The organism is Acidovorax sp. FJL06, from assembly GCF_003852545.1.
Classification (GTDB): domain Bacteria; phylum Pseudomonadota; class Gammaproteobacteria; order Burkholderiales; family Burkholderiaceae_C; genus Acidovorax.
Genome location: NZ_QAJR01000001.1, coordinates 21384 through 39930 on the forward strand (window position 1 = coordinate 21384; position 18547 = coordinate 39930).

At 68.5% G+C, this 18547-nt stretch carries 14 protein-coding genes; 5 read left to right on the forward strand and 9 right to left on the reverse strand.

The features are described from left to right. The first annotated feature begins 81 nt into the window (after positions 1-81). Together DBV10_RS00085 and DBV10_RS00090 are read left to right on the forward strand one after the other, a co-directional pair. Complete coding sequence (locus DBV10_RS00085) at positions 82-1740, forward strand: class I adenylate-forming enzyme family protein (RefSeq protein WP_124509396.1); 1659 nt, start codon at positions 82-84, stop codon at positions 1738-1740. Continuing rightward, positions 1737-3245, forward strand: a complete 1509-nt coding sequence (locus DBV10_RS00090) for an MFS transporter (RefSeq protein ID WP_124509398.1) — start codon at positions 1737-1739, stop codon at positions 3243-3245. Before DBV10_RS00085 ends, DBV10_RS00090 begins: the two co-directional genes overlap by 4 nt. Positions 3246-3286: 41 nt before the next feature. Here DBV10_RS00090 and DBV10_RS00095 read toward each other — a convergent pair whose 3' ends face one another. Continuing rightward, entirely contained in the window at positions 3287-4456 is a 1170-nt protein-coding gene (locus DBV10_RS00095) for a hypothetical protein (RefSeq protein ID WP_124509756.1), read from the reverse strand. A 182-nt stretch (positions 4457-4638) separates the two neighbouring features. On the opposite strand from DBV10_RS00095, the gene DBV10_RS00100 reads away from it, so the two are divergent. Next, positions 4639-5286 (forward strand): hypothetical protein, encoded by a 648-nt coding sequence (locus tag DBV10_RS00100; protein WP_124509401.1) that lies wholly within the window; start codon positions 4639-4641, stop codon positions 5284-5286. A gap of 137 nt (positions 5287-5423) precedes the next feature. Beyond that, positions 5424-6065 (forward strand): hypothetical protein, encoded by a 642-nt coding sequence (locus DBV10_RS00105; RefSeq protein WP_124509403.1) that lies wholly within the window; start codon positions 5424-5426, stop codon positions 6063-6065. 43 nt (positions 6066-6108) lie between these two features. Here DBV10_RS00105 and DBV10_RS00110 read toward each other — a convergent pair whose 3' ends face one another. The 4 genes from DBV10_RS00110 to DBV10_RS00125 form a co-directional block, all read right to left on the reverse strand. Next, positions 6109-7482 (reverse strand): SH3 domain-containing protein, encoded by a 1374-nt coding sequence (locus DBV10_RS00110; protein WP_124509405.1) that lies wholly within the window; start codon positions 7480-7482, stop codon positions 6109-6111. 180 nt (positions 7483-7662) lie between these two features. After that, positions 7663-9105 carry a tRNA 5-hydroxyuridine modification protein YegQ gene (yegQ, locus tag DBV10_RS00115; protein WP_124509407.1) on the reverse strand — a complete coding sequence of 481 codons (1443 nt, stop codon included), beginning with the start codon at positions 9103-9105 and terminating at the stop codon, positions 7663-7665. Positions 9106-9139: 34 nt separating this feature from the next. Beyond that, the gene (gene ttcA, locus DBV10_RS00120) at positions 9140-10087 is read right to left on the reverse strand and encodes a tRNA 2-thiocytidine(32) synthetase TtcA (protein WP_124509409.1); all 948 of its coding nucleotides are present in this window, start codon (positions 10085-10087) and stop codon (positions 9140-9142) included. 187 nt (positions 10088-10274) lie between these two features. Beyond that, the gene (locus tag DBV10_RS00125) at positions 10275-11339 is read right to left on the reverse strand and encodes a homocysteine S-methyltransferase family protein (protein WP_124509411.1); all 1065 of its coding nucleotides are present in this window, start codon (positions 11337-11339) and stop codon (positions 10275-10277) included. Between the two features lie 301 nt (positions 11340-11640). On the opposite strand from DBV10_RS00125, the gene recQ reads away from it, so the two are divergent. Next, positions 11641-13524 (forward strand): DNA helicase RecQ, encoded by a 1884-nt coding sequence (recQ, locus tag DBV10_RS00130; RefSeq protein WP_124509758.1) that lies wholly within the window; start codon positions 11641-11643, stop codon positions 13522-13524. Positions 13525-13565: 41 nt separating this feature from the next. Here recQ and ipdC read toward each other — a convergent pair whose 3' ends face one another. The 4 genes from ipdC to DBV10_RS00150 form a co-directional block, all read right to left on the reverse strand. Further along, positions 13566-15200: an indolepyruvate/phenylpyruvate decarboxylase gene (ipdC, locus tag DBV10_RS00135; RefSeq protein ID WP_124509413.1), complete on the reverse strand. Its 1635-nt coding sequence runs from the start codon at positions 15198-15200 to the stop codon at positions 13566-13568. Between the two features lie 149 nt (positions 15201-15349). Further along, on the reverse strand, positions 15350-16054 hold the full coding sequence (locus DBV10_RS00140) for an anaerobic ribonucleoside-triphosphate reductase activating protein (RefSeq protein WP_124509415.1): 705 nt from the start codon (positions 16052-16054) through the stop codon (positions 15350-15352). Continuing rightward, positions 16032-16229, reverse strand: a complete 198-nt coding sequence (gene nrdD, locus DBV10_RS00145) for an anaerobic ribonucleoside-triphosphate reductase (RefSeq protein WP_124509417.1) — start codon at positions 16227-16229, stop codon at positions 16032-16034. The genes DBV10_RS00140 and nrdD overlap by 23 nt, the downstream gene beginning before the upstream one ends. Before the next feature lie 96 nt (positions 16230-16325). After that, a complete protein-coding gene (locus DBV10_RS00150) occupies positions 16326-18344 on the reverse strand; it encodes a ribonucleoside triphosphate reductase (RefSeq protein ID WP_199740008.1) in 2019 nt (672 codons plus the stop codon). Between the last annotated feature and the right edge of the window lie 203 nt (positions 18345-18547).

The following is an 18547-nucleotide window of genomic DNA, read 5'->3' on the forward strand; positions in this document are numbered from 1 at the left end:
ATACAAATGGTCATCGCTTGCCCCGGCCGTGCGTGAAAAACTGCCTGGACTTCGCTTTCATGCCGTCTTCGGGAGATTCCGGTGGCCCTTCCATCCCTGCGCAGCCTGCTGGCGCGCTTTCTGCTCAGCCGCCTGCGCACCGCGCGCTCGGTGGCCCGCCTGGCGTACCGCCTGCACCCCCGCCAACCCGCGCTCATCGACCGGCGCGGCACGCTCACCTATGCGCAGCTGCAAGACCGCGTGTACCGCCTGCAGGCCTGGATGCAGGCGCAGGGCGTGAAGCAAGGCGACGTGGTCTTCACCTGGCTGCCCGAAACCGGCGAGCAGTACGAAACCCGCCTGGCCACGTTCGAGAACGGCACCATCTTTGCCAGCTTCCACAAGCACCTGCCGGCCGAAGCGGCGCTCACGACCATGGGCCGCGTCAAGCCCACCGTCTTCATCCATGACCCGCTGCTGAGCGCGCCCATCCTGCAGGCCGTGCGCGCGCAGTTGCCCGGCTTGCGCGTGCTGGCGCTCGGTGATGAATACGAGCGCGCCCTGGCGCAGCACACCCCCTCTGCGGGAACGGCCGAGGTGCACGAGGACGATGTGTTTGCGCTGCACATGACCTCGGGCACCACGGGCCTGCCCAAGTCCATTGGCTACAGCCACCGCAAGTACCTGGACAGCGTGCGCCTGATCTCGCGCGCCATCGACTTCAAGCCCCCGGCCGGCGGGCGGGACGTGAACATGCTGGGCCTGCCGCTCACCGGCCCGGGCTCGGGCCTGGTGCTGCCCACGCTGCTGGCGGGCGCGGCGCTGGTCATGCCCGAGGACTTCCGCGCCACCACGCTGGCCGGGCTGGTCCAGAAGCACCGCGTGTCGCGCGCCTTCCTGTCGCCCTCGGCCATCATCGACCTGCTGGACGAGCCCACGCTGGGCCAGTACGACCTGTCATCGCTGAGCCATGTGCCCTATGGCTCGGAGATGATGCCCGCCCCCAAGATCGCCGAGGCCATCCGCCGCTTCGGGCCCATCTTCCAGCAAGGCTATGGCTGCCTGGAGGCCCTGCCCCCCATCACCTGGCTGCTGCCCCACGAGCATGTGGACGCGCAGGGCAACCCGCTGGGCAACGACATCCTCTCCACCGTGGGCCGCGTGATGCCGGGGGTGGAGGTCGTCATCCGCGACGAGCAGTTTGCGCCGCTGCCGCCCGGCCAGATGGGCCTGATCACCGTGCAGACGCCCGTGCGTTTTGACGGCTACTGGCTGGACCCCGAAAAGACCAGCGAGACCCTGCGCGACGGCTGGGTGGTGATGGGTGACCTGGGTTATTTCGACGCCGCCGGTTACCTGCATGTGCTGGGCCGCAGCGCCGACCGCGTGGTGCGCAACGGCCAGGCGCTCAACCCGCGCGAGATCGAGGAAGTGGCGCACTGCCACCCCGCCGTGAAAGAGGCCTGCCTGGTGCAGCACGGCACCGCCGCCGTGCTGGTGGCAAGCCTGCGGCAGAGCTGGCGCCATGACCGCCGCACGCAGCCGCTGGAGCATGATCTGGCCGAATTTTTGGTGCAGCACCTGCCGCCCGAGATGCAGCCCGACGGCGTGCGCGTGGTCACCGAGATCCCGCGCAGCTTCCTCAACAAGATGCTGCGGCGCGAAGTGCGCCTGATGCTGGAGGCCGCGCTCCCCCGCAGCGGCGCGGCCCACCCGGCTGCCCCCGCCACGGCCCCCCACCTGGCGCCCGCGCACCCATGACCGCCCCATCGCGCGCCCACCTGCCCCTGGGCACCAAGCTCGGCTACGCCGTGGGCAATGTCGGCCTGCAAATGCTGATTGCGGCCATGAGCTTTCTGCTCATGATCTTCTACACCGACGTGGCCCTGGTGCCCCCCGCCGTGGCCGGTGCGGCCCTGCTGGTGGGCAAGGTGTGGGACACCATCAACGACCCGCTGTTTGGCTGGCTGACCGACCGCACCCGCTCGCGCCACGGCCGCCACCGCGTGTACCTGATCTACGGCGCCCTGCCCCTGGCGGTGGTGGCCGCCGCCGTGTGGATGGTGCCCCCAGGCCTGAGCCCCTGGGCGGCGTTTGTGTGGATCGCCGTCACCTACACCCTGTTCGACACGGTCATGACCCTGGTGCAACTGCCCTACCAGGCCATGGCGGCCAACATGACGCAGGACTACGACGAGCGCACCAGCCTCACGGCCTTTGCCTCCCTGGGCGCGCTACTGGGCTTTTTTGCGGGCAGCGTGCTCATGCCGGTGCTGGTGCGGGCCGCCCCGGATGCACGTACGGGCTATGCGCTGGCGGGTGCCTGCTTTGGCCTGGCGGCCGGCCTGGCCGTGGCCGTGGTGGCCTGGCGCGTGCGCGAGCCCGCCGCCGCCGGCAACGCGCCCCCCGCCGCAGAGCCCTCGGCCGCCCCGGCCTGGGCGGCGGTGCGCAGCACCCTGCGGGCCACGCTGCGCAACCGCCCGTTTGTGATGCTGGTGAGTGCTGCGGGCCTGGTGCGGCTGGGCCTGACGCTGGTGCAGGCCTCGCTCGCATATTTCGTCATCTACCAGCTGCAGGGCGACAAGGGCGATCTGCCACGCTTCATGGGCATCTTGCTCGCGGTGGTGGGCCTGTCACTGTTCGTGTGGAAGCGTGTGGTGGACCGCTGGGAGAAAAACCTCGCCTACATCCTCGGGCTGGTCTTCTGCTGCGCAGGGCTGGTGGCACTGCACTGGGCAGGCCCGGGCCAGCAGGCCCTGGTGACCGGCATCCTGGTGGTGGTGGGCATTGGCATGGGCGCGCACTGGATCGTGCCGTTTGCCATGGTGCCCGACACCATCGACCACGGCCACCTGCAGGCGGGCGAGCGCCAGACCGGCATGTACTACGGCCTGTACGGCCTGGTGGACAAGCTCGCGCGCACCCTGGCCACGGTGCTGGTGGCCGGCATGCTGGAGCTGACCGGGTATGTGCCCAACGTAGCCCAGTCCGCCCAGGCGCTGCAGGGCATCACGGCCATGGCGGGGCTGCTGCCGGCGCTGTGCCTGGCGCTGGCCATCCCGCTGCTGATGGCCTACCCGATCACCCGCGCACGGCACGCGGCCCTGGTGCGCAGCGTGGGCGCAGCAGCGGCGACAGATGCGGCCAATACCGCAGGCGCGGGCGCCACGGGCCCGGCCCGCCATGCGGAGCACACCACCCGTCCTGCCTGGGAGCCCCCACGCATGGCGCCCGATGGAAGGCACGACTTCGCACACAGCCGTTAGTGGGCTGTACCCTGGCCCGGGCCTGCGCTGCGCCAGCCCCCTCAGGCAGACGGCGCTGGCCCCACCGGCTCGGGCGGCAACACGCCGCGCAGCGCCAGACAGAAGGGCTGGGCACACTCTGCGCGCGCTGCATACGGGCAGCCCACGGTCTCGCACAGGCCCGAATCCCCGTTGCGCGCCCGCGCGTCCTCGCGCGGCACCTGGCCGCTGGCCTGCAGCACGGCCATCTGGGTCCAGGGGTCCAGGCGCCCCGTGGCCTGCTGCAGCATGTCGCGGCCGTACACGGTGGCGGCCAGTTGCGGTTGCAGGTCCAGCACCAGCAGCGCGCTGGTGCGCGGCGCTGCAGCATCCATGCCCTGCAACACCAAGGCCATCACCCCCGATTGCAACGCCTGGCCACCGCCCGCAAAAGGCACCTGCAACGCGCCGCCCGCAGCACCGGCGCCCGCGCCCGCGCCCGCGCCCAGGCTAGCGCCGACTTGCGCCGCCGCAGCGCCCACAGCGGCGGGCGACGCCTGGGCCGCCAGCCACGGCACCGGGGCACGCAAGGTGAGCGCCAGCCCGCGCGGCCCCTCAGGCGTCGACACCACGCCCTGGCGCACCAGCCAGGTTTGCAGCGGCGGCTGGTCGACATCCAGCGCCCCGCTCTCCAGCGCCTGCGCCATGCCAATCGGCCAGGGCTGCGCGGCCACCACGCGCTGCGGCACCCCGGCCTGGGCGGTGACCTGTGCGACCAGCGCACTCACCATGCGCAGCAGCGGTGCGCTGAGGCCCGACGCGGGCCAGGCCGTGCCACTTGTGGCGGAGGCAGCGGACGTTGCCGCATTGGCCTGCGCCGCCATGGTGGAGCCACGCGGCAGCGTCGATGCCCCCGGGGATGCAGCCTGCGCGGCGCCCTCGCCCCTTGTACCTTGCAAGCGGCCATCAGCCCCGCCCGCCCTGCGCGGGTCAAAGCCCGCAGCCAGCTGTTCGCGCGCCTGGGGCGAGATGCTGGCCTGGTCCGCCGGTGTAGGCAGCGGCCCGCCGGGCGGGCTGGGTGATGTGACCGAGGGCGGCGGCGCGCTGGGGTCGGCCGTGGGCAACGGCGAGGGTGCAGCGGGTTTGGTCTTGTCCAGCCCCAGGAGCGCCGTCTGCCGCTGCAGCGCCGCCTCGGCCAGGAACTGCGCCACGGGCGGCAGCGCGCTGCGGGAGGGGTCGATGGGAAGGGCCATACGCAAGGGGCAGGGGGCGGAGGAATGCCCGATTCTGTAGCGATTCCCTCTGCATGAACAGGGTGCACCGCCGCCGCAGGCCCCCCAGGAATGCGCTCCACCGCATGGCACAAAGTGCCATAAAGTCGAGCACCAGCGCTTTGTTCCATTCCAAGCCCGGCGGCCCCCTGCACTGCCCCACCATGCCCCAGCACCCCACCGCGCCCCCTCCTCTCTTCGCAGACCCCACACCCGCGCCGCACCCCGGGGTTGCGCCCGCCCTGCTGGGCGCCGTACTGGGCTTCATGCTGCTCAGCGCCTGGGTGTTTGCCCCGCACTGGGAGCGCGCCTTCCGCTCCGACCACTCGCCCGTGTCCTGGCTGTCGGGGGCGCTGCTGCTCGCGCTCAGCGTCACGGCGCTGCGGCTGACCAGTGAGCGCGCCCTGCCCCGGTGGCTGGGCCTGTGGCTGACCCTGGCCTTTGCCGTGCTGGCGCTGGACGAACAGTTCATGCTGCACGAGCTGTGGAAGTTCCGCTGCCACGCCTGGACCGATGCCTGCCGCTGGGGCGCCGTGCGCGAGGCCCCCATGCTGGCGGTGGCCGTGGTGGGTCTGCTCACGCTGGCGTGGCTGCACCGCGCGCTGAGCCACCGCAGCACGCGCTGCCTGCTGTGGGCCGGCCTGGCCGTGGGCTGGGCCGCCATCGGCGTGGACCAGTGGCCCGAGGTGCAGCCGCACTGGCCCTGGCTGCCGGAGCTGCCGGAGTTGCTGGCCACCCTGGAAGAGGCGCTGGAGGTGCTGGCCGAAACCCTGGTGCTGGCGGCGTTGCTCAGGCAGCCGGGGCGGGGTTGAAAGGCGCGCCATGAAGCGCCATGCCGCAACGGCCCCGCCCTTCGGATTCGCCGGGAACTTGATTACGATCGTCCAGCGGCCGCTTGAACCGGCTCGAACGGGCAACCCCCTTTCACTCTTCATTCATGAGGCATCGCATGCGCTACGTCCGATCCAAGGGGGCCACGCTCCTTCTCCTCGCTGCCTCTGCTGGAGCATGGGCCCAAACGCAGGAGTTTTCCGCTCCAGCGGCGGCCATCTCTGCGCTGTTTCCGAGCCAGAAATTCGTCGAATGGACATCCGCTGCGGGTGATTGGAACGGCGATGGCGTCCCGGACCTCGCCTTGATCCTGGCCGAGACGGACGGGCCCGTGGACAGGCCGCTGGAGATACGCCTGCTGGTCCTGGCCGGCGTACCCGGTGGGAAATACGCCCCGCTGTCCGCGTCTTCCCGCTATTGCAGCGCGCAGAAGTTCTACAACCTCGAAGCGAAGGGCACGTCACTGCTCGTGACCGCCGTCCACAAGGCAGAGGGCGACACCCTGGCCACCAGCACGCTGCAGTTCCGCTTCAGCCAGAAGCTCCATGATTTCGAGCTGATCGGCAAGGAAGACCTGTGGGAGTCGCAGGCCCAGGAGTACGGCAGAACCAGCGTCAACTATCTGACCGGCAAGCTCGTCGCCTACGAACGGGTGAAGGGCCGCGTCAAGGCCACCAAGGAGAAACGCTTTGAGGTTCCTCGGTTGGCCCGCCTGAACGGATGGGACTGCAACAGCTACGACGACGGCGTGCCAAATTGAGGCCCCGGCCGCTGTCGATGGGCCGGTGGCACGGCAGCACCGCTCACGTGCACTCCTGGTCCACCCAATACCCCGCCCGGAACCACTGGCCGTTGATGTTGAGGTACCAGCGGAACTCAAAGATGGGCTCGAAGCTCATGCCGCCCGGCGACGGCGTATCGATGCGCAGGATGTCCGCCACGCCGTCGCGGTCCAGGTCGATCTCGTGCACCAGCACGGCGCTGTTCTTGCGCGTGGGTTTGTCGCGCAGGGGCGGATCGGCGGGCTGCATCCAGCTGGTGGCGTAGCGCCGGGAGCGCACCTTCACCGCATCCGGCGGCAGCTTGCCGGGCACCACCAGCCGCACCAGCACCTCGGCCGAATCCGACAGCTTGGCATAGCCGCGCACGGCGGTGGTCTCGTCATCGCGCGGGTCGTCGAAGCCTCTGCCGGGGTAGTGGCCGCCACAGTAGTGGTCGGCATTGCTGATGTCCCAATACCGCCGCGCCAAGGTGCGCGCCCCCACCAGGCCCTGGTGGGTGATGGCGTACAGCGTGAGCGCGGGGGCAAAGCCCAGGTTGGCCGCCCCCACGTCCCAGAAGCCGGTCACGAACTCGATCTCGGGTCCGTTGTGGCGGTTGAAGCTGCCATAGGGCACGGCGGTGGGCTCCACGGCAATGCGGCTGCCCGCCACGGCCGCTATGCCATCGGCCTCGGTCTCGTGCAGCAGGGCCACGCCGGCGTGGCTGCGGAAGTACGAGGGGGCGATGGCAGGCAGCGTGGGCGGGGCGGCCAGGGGCGCCACGGCCGGGATATGGTCCACGGCGCGGGTGGCCAGCTTCACATCGGCCAGCGGGTTCACGGGGCGGCCCCGGTCGATTTCCTGCTCCGGGCGCAGCGGCACTCCAGCGCGCAGGAGCTTCTTGGCAGCCTCCCATTCGGGGCGCAGGGGGTACTGCACGGGCATCTCGGGTGTGTGGCTCTTGACCAGCGCGGGCAGCTGCAGCGCGGGCGGGCGCGGCAGCGCGTTGCCATAGGCACGCAGGCGGTTGGCCGACGGCGCCACCCAGAAGGCGCGGGCGGCGTCCTTGCCCGCCTGGGCCAGGGTCAGGGGCTGGTCGGCCAACAGGTTGCAGGCCACATGGGCTTGCACCGGCTCGGCCAACGGCGGGCCCAGGCGCGCATCGCCCGCAGAGAGCACGGCGCACCAGCCGTCGCGCTCGGTGAGCTGTTGCAACACGGTGTTGGCGGGCACCTGGGCCACGATGCGCGCCTGCGATTGGGCCGACTCGCGCAGGTTGACCCACGAGCCCTGCACATAACGCTGCTTGGCTGGCGCCACAGCGGGGGCCTGGGCCCATGCGCTCACGCAAGCCAGCGTGGCCGCTGCGAATGCGGTCACCCGAAGGAGCCGCAGTGAATAGGAAATCGTCTTCATGTTTCAGCGCCCCCGTGAATGATCGACATCGCTGCACCGGACCTCTGCGTTCGGGCTGGGCTTGCCTGTCCTGAGCTTTGCCGATGGGTCGAAGCCTCGCGCGGCGCTTCGGCGGGCTCAGCGTGATCGGTGGATGGAAAGTACACCTGCGCCGGCCTCCCCCATCAACCCATCAACCCATCACACCGCCAACGCAGGCTCGGCCGCCGCTGCGGGCGGTTGCGACTCCACCACGCGGGCCAGCAGCGCGCCTTCGTAGCGCGCAGGCAGCGGAATCCACACGCGCACCGGGTTGCCTTGCGCCACGGCCACGGGCTGGCCTTCCAGGTTGCGCATCTGCTGCAACCGCACGGTGGTGTTGCCGCTGGGGTGCACCACTTCAATCAGGTCGCCCACGGCAAAGTGGTTCTTGGTTTCCACCAGCACCCAGTCTCCGCTCAGGCCCGCTTCGGCCAGGCCTTCGGTGCCCAGCACCTCGCCCACGTACTGGCTGCGCTGCGTTTCAGAATGGCCACTGAGGTAGTTCTGGTAGTCGTTGCTGGGGCGGCGCTCCAGCAGGCCGCCGGTGTAGCCGCGGTTGGACAGGCCTTCGAGCTCGATGAGCAGCTCGGGGTTGAAGGGCCGGCCGGCCACGGCGTCGTCGATCGCGCGGCGGTACACCTGGGCGGTGCGGGCCACGTAGTACAGGCTCTTGGTGCGGCCCTCGATCTTGAGCGAATCGACGCCGATCTGCGCCAGGCGCGCCACATGCTCCACCGCGCGCAGGTCCTTGCTGTTCATGATGTAGGTGCCGTGCTCGTCTTCCATGATGGGCATCATCTGCCCGGGCCGGCCGGCCTCTTCGATCAGGTAGACCTTGTCGGCCTTGGGATGGCGCTCGCCGTTGCCGGTGGTGGAGGCGAAGGCCTGCTCGGCCTTTTGCTGCGCGGCCTCAAAGTTGAAATCGCCTTCCATTTTTTGCGCAATGGCTTCGCCCGTGGTGGCGTCGATGTCGGCGTCGTGGGTGGCGTAATTCCAGCGGCAGGCGTTGGTGCAGGTGCCCTGGTTGGGGTCGCGGTGGTTGAAGTAGCCGCTGAGCAGGCAGCGGCCCGAGTACGCAATGCACAGCGCGCCGTGCACAAACACTTCCAGCTCCATGTCGGGGCATTCCTGGCGGATCTTCTCGATCTCGTCCAGGCTCAGTTCGCGCGACAGGATGACGCGCTCCACGCCCATCTTCTGCCAGAACTTCACCGCCGCCCAGTTGGTGGTGTTGGCCTGCACCGAGAGGTGCACCACCTGCTCGGGCCACTTCTCCTTGACCATCATGATCAGGCCCGCGTCGGCCATGATGAGGGCATCCGGCTTGCAGTCGATCACGGGCTCGATGTCGCGCAGGTAGGTGCGGATCTTGTCGTTGTGCGCAATCAGGTTGCTGGTCACAAAGAACTTCTTGCCGCGCGCGTGGGCCTCGTCAATGCCTTGCTTGATCTGCTCCAGACGGAACTCGTTGTTGCGCGCACGCAGGCTGTAGCGCGGCTGTCCGGCATACACCGCGTCGGCACCAAAGTCGTAGGCGGCGCGCATCTTGTCGAGCGAGCCGGCGGGCAGCAGGAGTTCGGGGGCTTTGATGGAGGTGGTCATGGGGTGGCCCAATCTAAAAATCGTCGGTGTCAGGTCAGCGCGGCATCAGCGGCAGGCCCGCGAGCATGCCCACGGCCTGCGCAGGCAGTTCTTCGGCGTCAAAGGCCTTGTCGCCATCGGCGTCGGCCACACCGTTGGGCACCAGGCCCTTGAAGTCAAACTGGCGCGTGTCCATGAAGTGCGAGGGCACCAGGTTGCGCAGCGCCACCGCCATGTTCTCGATGCGGCCGGGGTAGAGCTGCTGCCAGTCGCGCAGCATCTGGCCGATCTGCTTGCGTTGCAGGTTCTCCTGGCTGCCGCACAGCGTGCAGGGGATGATGGGAAATTGCTGGATCTGCGCCCAGCGCGTGAGGTCGTCTTCGGCCACATAGGCCAGCGGGCGGATGATGAGGTGGTCGCCCCGGTCGCTCTGCACCTTGGGCGGCATGCCCTTGAGCTTGCCGCCGAAGAACATGTTCAAAAAGAAGGTCTGCAGCATATCGTCGCGGTGGTGGCCCAGCGCGATCTTGGTGGCGCCCAGCTCGTCGGCCACGCGGTACAGGATGCCCCGGCGCAGGCGGCTGCACAGGCTGCACATCGTTTTGCCCTCGGGGATGTGCTCCTTGACGACGCTGTAGGTGTCCTGCGTTTCGATGTGGAAGGGCACGCCCACCTTTGCCAGGTAGTCGGGCAGCACCTGGGCCGGAAAGCCGGGCTGCTTCTGGTCGAGGTTGACGGCGATCAGCTCGAACTTGTGGCCATTGCGCTGCTGCAGCTTGTGCAACACGTCGAGCAGGCCATAGCTGTCTTTGCCACCGGACACGCACACCATCACCTTGTCGCCGTCCTCGATGAGGCCAAAGTCGCCAATCGCCTGGCTGACCTGGCGCACCAGGCGCTTTTCGAGCTTGAGCGCGGCGTGGGCGGCGGCTTTCTCGGCAGCGGCAGGATCAGCGTCAGCAACGGGAGTGTCTGGCAGGGTGGCGGTAACGGTGGCGGACATGGGAGCAGGGCCGGGTGCAGGGGGTGCAGGCAAAGGAAAGGACCAATTTCAGCCGAAGGCGTAAGGGTGCCGCAGAGTCGGGCGCCCGGCAATGCGCTACCGCATGGCGGTAGCGTGAAAATTGCTATATATTTTATAGCCTCTACCGCTTGCTGGACGGGCGGCAGCAGCCAAAACGACTGGTGATTCAGGCCTCGGCGGGGTAGAACATCTTGCGCGTGGGCACGCTCTCCACCGCCTTGGCAATGGCGCCGATGTGGTCGGGCGTGGTGCCACAGCAGCCGCCCAGGATGTTGACCAGCCCCTCGGCGGCGAACTCGTGCACCAGGCGGCTGGTGATCTCGGGCGTTTCGTCAAAGCCGGTATCGCTCATCGGGTTGGGCAGACCGGCGTTGGGGTAGCAGCTGATGAAGGTGTCCTCGGCCACCCGGTTCAGCTCCTGGATGTAGGGGCGCATCAGCGTGGCGCCCAAGGCGCAGTTCAGGCCGATGGCCAGCGGGCGCGAATGGCGCACGCTGTGCCAGAAAGCGGTCACGGTCTGGCCCGAGAGGATGCGGCCCGAGGCGTCGGTGACGGTGCCGCTGATGATCAGCGGCAGGCGCTGGCCGCTGTTCTCGAAATACTCGTCGATGGCGAACAGCGCGGCCTTGGCGTTGAGGGTGTCGAAGATGGTCTCGACCAGCAGCACGTCGGAGCCGCCTTCGACCAGTGCCTCGGTCTGCTCGTAGTACGCGGCGCGCAGCTGCTCAAAGTTGACGTTGCGCGCGCCCGGGTCGTTCACGTCGGGGCTGATGCTGGCCGTCTTGGGCGTGGGGCCGAGGGCGCCGGCCACAAAGCGGGGCTTGTCGGGCGTCGAATACTTGTCGCAGGCGGCGCGGGCGAGCTGCGCCGAGCGCAGGTTCATCTCGCGCGCCAGGCCGGCCATGTGGTAGTCCTCCTGCGCGATGGTTGTCGCGCCGAAGGTGTTGGTCTCGATCAGGTCGGCGCCGGCCGCCAGGTAGCGCTCGTGGATGTCGCTGATCACGTCGGGCCGCGTGAGCGAGAGCAGCTCGTTGTTGCCCTTCACGTCGTAGGCAAAGTCCTTGAAGCGGTCGCCCGCCGCGCCGGGGCCGCTGTAGCCCTCGCCGCGGTACTGCGCCTCACCCAGCTTGAAGCGCTGGATCATGGTGCCCATGGCGCCATCGAGGATGGCGATGCGTTGGGCGAGGATGTCGGGCAGTTGCGCGGCGCGCGTGTAGTGAAGGGCTTGCATAGCCCGCTATTGTAGAAAACACGCTCGCCCTGGCCTTGGGGCCCTCTGCACAAATCACCGCGCCGCGTGCATCTGCGGTCTCGGGCGGCCTGCTGCGTTTTGCGCCCCACAGCCCCTCCCGATCCGCAGCGCGCACTGGCCGCTCGATTCGTGCAGAGGCTCCCATGCAGCGCACAATATGCGCCTGCCGCGCGCGGGGCCCAGGCCTGCCGCAGCCACCATACCGACCCAATCGGCCCCTGGCGCTTGATGGACAAGCGCTACCAGCTATCAAATTCAGAGTATCCGTTTGTCCTCTCGCTTGTCCCCCGCTTCGTCCCCTGCCCAGGCCGTCCTGCAGGATGTCTTCGGCTACGAGCAGTTCCGTGGCCCCCAGCAGGCCATCGTCGAGCATGTGATCGCCGGCAGCGATGCCCTGGTGCTCATGCCCACGGGCGGCGGCAAGTCGCTGTGCTACCAGGTGCCGGCCATCGTGCGCCAGCAGCAGGGGCGCGGGGTGACCATCGTGATCTCGCCGCTGATTGCGCTGATGCACGACCAGGTGGGCGCGCTGCACGAGGCGGGGGTGGATGCGGCGTTTTTGAACTCGACGCTGAGCTTTGACGAGGCGCAGGATGTGGAATTTCGCCTGCAGACCGGCTCCATCACCCTGCTCTATGCCGCGCCCGAGCGGCTGAACACGCCACGCTTTCTGGGCCTGCTTGACAGCCTGTACCACGAGGGGCACCTCTCGCTCTTCGCCATCGACGAAGCGCATTGCGTGAGCCAGTGGGGCCACGACTTCCGCCCCGAGTACCGGGCGCTCACCGTGCTGCACGAGCGCTACGCGGGCGTGCCACGCATCGCGCTCACGGCCACGGCCGATGCGCTCACGCGGGCCGACATCGTCGAGCGGCTGCAGCTGGAGGATGCGCGCCTGTTCATCAGCAGTTTCGACCGGCCCAACATCCGCTACCGCATTGAAGAGAAGAAGGACGCGACCACGCAGCTCTTGCGCTTCATCGAGCGCGAACACGCGGGCGAGGCGGGCGTGGTGTATTGCCAGTCCAGGAAGCGCGTGGAAGAACTGGCCGCCACGCTGTGCGACGCGGGCCTCACGGCCCTGCCCTACCACGCGGGGCTCGATACCAAGGTGCGCCAGAAGAACCAGGACCGCTTCCTACGCGAGGAAGGCATCGTGATGGTGGCCACCATCGCCTTCGGCATGGGCATCGACAAGCCCGACGTGCGCTTTGTGGCGCATGTGGACATGCCCAAGAACATCGAGGGCTACTACCAGGAGACCGGCCGCGCGGGCCGCGACGGGCTGAATGCCGACGCCTGGATGGCCTATGGCCTGAACGACGTGGTGAACCAGCGCCGCATGATCGACGAGAGCCCTGCGGGCGAGGAGTTCAAGCAGGCGCTGCGCGGCAAGCTCGACGCGCTGCTGGCCCTGGCCGAGGCCACCGACTGCCGCCGCGTGCGCCTGCTGGCCTACTTTGGCGAGCAGTCCACCCCCTGTGGCAACTGCGACAACTGCCTGAACCCACCGGCGGTGTGGGACGGCACGGACGCTGCGCGCAAGCTGCTGTCCACCATCTACCGCGTGCACGCGGCCAGCGGCCTGACCTTTGGCACGGGCCACATCATGGACATCGTGCGCGGCAAGGACACCGAGAAAGTCCAGCAGTTCGGGCACGACAAGCTCTCGACCTTCGGCGTGGGCAAGGAGTATTCCGAAGCGCAGCTGCGCGGCGTGCTGCGCCAGCTGCTGGCCACCGGCGCCGTGGGCCTGCACAAAGTGATGCTGGAGAGCGGCCACAGTTTTGACACCCTGAGCCTCACCGAAGGCTCGCGTGCCGTGCTCAAGGGCGAGGTGCCGGTGCAGCTGCGCGAATCCACCGCCGCCGCGCCGGCCAAACGCGCGCGCACCCGCAAGGGCACGGGCAGCGCGCCCCCGGCGGCCGCCGCCAACCTGGGACCGGATGCGCAGGTGCGCTTCATCAACCTCAAGTCCTGGCGCGCCGAGGTGGCGCGCGAGCACAACCTGCCCGCGTATGTGATCTTCCACGACGCCACGCTGGCGGCAATTGCCGAACGCAACCCTGGGTCGCTGGACGACCTGCAGGGCATCAGTGGCATGGGGGCGAAGAAGCTGGAGGCGTATGGGGCGGATGTGCTGCGGGTGGTGCGCGCGGGCTAGGCCCCGCACGCTGGCGACACAGCCGCTCTGGCGCTCAAGCGCTACTTTCCGGACCGCAATGCGCGGATGCCGTCGGAAAACCGCCGCAGCGTGGGTGTGCTGTCGCCCGGCGGCACCATGAGTTCGATGAGCTGGAAGCGCCCGCGTTCGGCAAATGCGGCATCCAGCGCGGCCTTGAACTGGGCCCGCGTGTGGACCCGGTGGCCGCGCCCGCCCAGGGCGTCGGCGGCCTGGGCCAGGTGCCAGTCGCCCAGCGCGGCGCAGCGCGACTCGGTCTGGAAGGCGCGGATCATCTCCCAGGTCTGGTTGTTGAGCACGATGGCAATGGGGTCGAGCCCCAGACGCGGGCAGTTGCCCAGCTCCCAGCCCGTCATCTGGAAGGCGCCGTCGCCCACCAGGATCAGGCTGCGCTGGCCCGTGGCCACCTGGGCGCCGATGCCGGCCGGCACGCCGAAGCCCATGGACGCGTAGTAGCCCGGCGCCACCAGCGGCGTGGGCAGCAGCTCCATGGCGGCGAACAGGCAGTCGCCGATGTCCGCGACGATGTTCATGGGGCCGTGGGCACGGAGGTGGTCGTTGAGCGCGCGGCTCAGGTCGGCCGCGCACACGGGCTGGTCGTCGGCCACCAGGCCCTCGGGGCACACCGGCGCGGGCGGCAGGGCGCGCGCGGGCTTGCTGCCCGCCGCCGGAGCGCGCGCCAGCAGTGCCTCCACCAGCGCGGCCAGGGGGATGTTCGGGTACAGGTGGTGGCCCACACGCGCCTCGCGGTGCGCGGCGATGAGCGCGCGGCGAAAGTCCAAACGCTGGGCGCTCACGCCGAAGTTGCTGTCCGACAGGATGGCGCCCAGCATCACGGGCAGGTCGGAGTCGTCCAGCAGCGCGCTGGTCTCGGGTGCGCCGGCCACGCCCAGGTAGGTGCCGTGGAAGGGCACGCCCTCCTCGGCCAACAGGCCCCGGCCCATGAAGGTGGTGAGCACGGGCAGCTGCAGCCGCCGCGCCAGCTCGGCCACGCGGGTTTCCAGCCCGAAGCGGCGCACTTCCACATCCACCACCAGCACGGGGCGCTGGGCAGCCTGGATGCGCGCCATCCATTCGTCGGCGCATTCGGCCACGGCCTCGGCGCTGAAGGGGCTGGGCGGCAGCACGGGCACCTCGGCCATGGGTTGCAGCGTCATGTCGCGCGGCACCTCGATGAGCACCGGCTGCGAGAACTCGCGGCAACTGCGCAGCACGCGGGCAAGGTCGGCCGGTGCGGTGGCGGGGTCGGACAGGCGCACCTGGTCGCAGGTGATCTCGCGGAAGATGCGCCACTGCGAGTCGACATGCCGCACCTGGTGGTGCAGCACCAGGCCCGAATGCGCCTCGACCTCACCGGGGCAGCCGGCCAGCACCACCAGGGGCGAGCGTTCGGCATAGGCGCCCGCCACCGCGTTGACCACGTTGAGCGCGCCCGCGCCGTAGGTGACGGCGACCACGCCCAGGCCACAGTGCATGCGCGCGGCCGCGTCGGCGGCAAAACCCAGCGAGGGTTCGTGGCTGAGCGTGACCAGCGGCAGGATGCCGCTGTCTTCGATCTGCTTGAACAGGGGCAGGATGAAGTCGCCGGGGATGCCGAAGATCTCGCGCGCGCCATGGTTTTGGAGCGCGTGCAGCAGCTGGAGGCCGAGGGGGGTCATGGGCAGGGTTCCTTGCAAAGTGGTGCCGGATGATCCGCGCGGGCCGTGCAAGGTGCCTCTGATGCGCATCAAAGCGCGTGGGATGCCGCGCTTATTCGCATGTTCATTTCATACAGCGAATTTCTGTGCAGGAAAGTTGCGTGCGCCGCTCAGGCACGGCGCAGGGTGAACACCGGGAACAACGCGGCCAGCTGCCCGCGGTGTTTCTCCGAAAGCGCCCAGGCCGGTGCACCGGGCGCGCGGCATTCCTGCAGCGCCCAGCGGCGCACGCCGCGTGCCGCCAGCGCCTGGGCCAGCGCCAGCAGCTCGTCCACGCCGAACAGGCCGGCGTGCCAGGTGGTGCGGCATTCGTGGTCCGTGCCGTGGGCCAACAGCGCCTCCAACGACTCCCAGGCGCGCCCACCACTGCCGGGCGTGGCGGTGATGGCGTCGTAGTGCTGCGGCAGGGCCTTGATGTCCAGGCCCACCCAGTCCAGGCACGGCAGCAGAGCCGCGAGCCGCCCGGGGTACATGCCGCCGGTGTGCAGCGCCGTCTGCAGGCCCATCGCCCGCACCTCGGCCAGCGCAGCGGGCAACGCGGCCTGCAGCGTGGGCTCGCCGCCGGAGAACACCACGCCGTCGAGCAGGCCCCGGCGGCTTTTCAGGAAGGCCAACGCGCGCTCCCACGGTAGCCCGGGCGGCGCCGTGGCGTCGAGCAGTTCAGGGTTGTGGCAGTAGCCGCAGCGCCAGGGGCAGCCCTGGCAATAGAACACGGCCGCGAGGCGGCCGGGGAAGTCAATGGTGGTCAGCGGCGTGAGGCCGCCCAGGCGCAGCGCTGGCGCCGGCGGCACCTCAGCAGTGGTAGCTGCAGCCACGGGTTTCCGAGAAGAAGCGGCGTTCGTTGTGCTCGCCCTGCTTGCCGGTGTTGAAGCTGGCCACCGGGCGGTGGTAGCCCATCACGCGGGTCCAGACTTCGCAAGGCTGGCGTTCGTCGTCGGTGAGCTGCACGGCGGCCAGCGCGGTGTGTTCAGTGGTGGAGAAATGGCTCATGGTGAACTCCTTCAGGGTTGAAATGCTTTTGTTGAATTGCTATAATTTTGATAGCTTATAGCGCTTATCCATCAAGCGCCAGCGGCCCGCTTGGCCTCAAGCAGCCAGGCGGCGGCGCTTGGCCTCCAGCCGCTCCTCGTCGCAGCGCGGGCAGAACGGGTGTTCGCCCGCCAGGTAGCCGTGGGTGGGGCAGATGGAGAACGTGGGCGTGACGGTGATGTAGGGCAGGCGGAAGTTCGTGAGTGCCCTTTTCACCAGGTCGCGGCAGGCGCTGCCGCTGGAGACACGTTCGCCCATGTACAGGTGCAGCACGGTGCCGCCGGTGTACTTGGATTGCAGCGCCTCCTGGCGCATCAGGGCCTCGAACGGGTCGTCGGTGAAGCCCACGGGCAACTGCGAGGAATTGGTGTAGTAGGGCTGCTCAGCCGTGCCAGCCTGCAGGATGGCGGGCCAGCGCTTTTTATCTTCTTTGGCGAAGCGGTAGGTGGTGCCTTCGGCGGGTGTGGCCTCCAGGTTGTAGAGGTGGCCGGTTTCTTCCTGGAAGGCCGTCATGCGCTCGCGCACATGGTCAAGCAGGCGCACCGCGAAGGCGTGGCCCCAGTCGCTGGTGATGTCGTGCTGGTCCGCCGTGAAGTTGCGGATCATCTCGTTGATGCCGTTCACGCCCAGCGTGGAAAAGTGGTTGCGCAGCGTGCCCAGATACCGCTTGGTGTAGGGGAACAGGCCCTGGTCCATGAGGCGCTGGATGAGCTTGCGTTTGGTCTCCAGGCTCTGTTTGCCCAACTCCATGAGGCGGTCGAGCGCGGCGAGCAAGCCCGCTTCATCGCCGGCATGCTGGTAGCCCAGGCGCGCGCAGTTGATGGTGACCACGCCCAGGCTGCCCGTCTGCTCGGCGCTGCCGAACAGGCCGTTGCCGCGCTTCAAGAGTTCACGCAGATCGAGCTGCAGGCGGCAGCACATGGAGCGCACCATGTTGGGCTCCAGCTCGGAATTGATGAAGTTCTGGAAGTACGGCAGGCCGTACTTGGCTGTCATCTCGAACAGCAGCTGCGCGTTTTCGCTCTCCCAGGGGAAATCCTTGGTGATGTTGTACGTGGGGATGGGGAAGGTGAACACCCGGCCCTTGGCGTCGCCCGTGGTCATCACGTCGATGTAGGCGCGGTTGATGAGGTCCATCTCGGCCTGCAGGTCGCCATAGCAAAACGGCATCTCTTTGCCGGCGATCACGGGCACCTGCTCGCGCAGGTCGTCGGGGCAGGTCCAGTCGAAGGTGAGGTTGGTGAACGGCGTTTGCGTGCCCCAGCGCGAGGGCACGTTGAGGTTGTAGACCAGCTCCTGGATGCACTGGCGCACGGCGGCGTAGTCCATGGCATCAATGCGCACGAAGGGCGCCATGTAGGTGTCGAACGACGAAAACGCCTGCGCGCCCGCCCACTCGTTCTGCAGCGTGCCCAGGAAGTTCACGATCTGCCCCACGGCCGAACTCATGTGCTTGGGCGGCCCCGCCTCCACCTTGCCCGGCACGCCGTTCAGCCCCTCGTGCAGCAGCGTGCGCAGCGACCAGCCCGCGCAGTAGCCGCTGAGCATGTCGAGGTCGTGGATGTGGAGGTCGCCATTGCGGTGCGCCTCGCCGATCTCGGGCGTGTAGACATGCGACAGCCAGTAGTTGGCCGTGACCTTGCCCGCCACGTTCAGGATCAGCCCGCCCAGCGAGTAGCCCTGGTTGGCGTTGGCGTTCACGCGCCAGTCGGCGCGCGTGAGGTATTCGTTGATGGAGCTTTCCACATCGACCAGCGTTTGCTTGTCGGCGCGCAAGGTGGCGTGTTGCTCGCGGTAGACGATGTAGGCGCGCGCCGTGGTCAGGTGGTTGGCGGCGATGAGGGTCTGCTCGGCCACGTCCTGGATCTGCTCGACGGTGGGCGCGTCGCCATGGAAGCGGTGGATCAGCACCTTGGTGACCTGCGCGGTGAGCAGCGCGGCTTCTTCGGCGCCATATTCGCCCGAGGCCTGGCCCGCACTGGCCAATGCGGCACGGATGCGTTCGGCGTCAAAAGGAACGCGCTGGCCACTGCGCAACACAACATCGCGGGGCAAGGTGACAAGGGTGGGCGCCATGGGTTCGATCAATCTATGGAACGGATTAAAAACACTACCTATGGTGTCCACGATACCCATCAAACACCATAGGTAGTTTGACCCAACACAAGCGGGACGGTAAGCAAGGGTAAAAAAAAGCCGGCACAAAGGCCGGCGAAAGGAAGGTGCCGTCAGGCCCTACCGATGGATCAGGGGTGCATGCGAAGGCATGCAATGGGGGT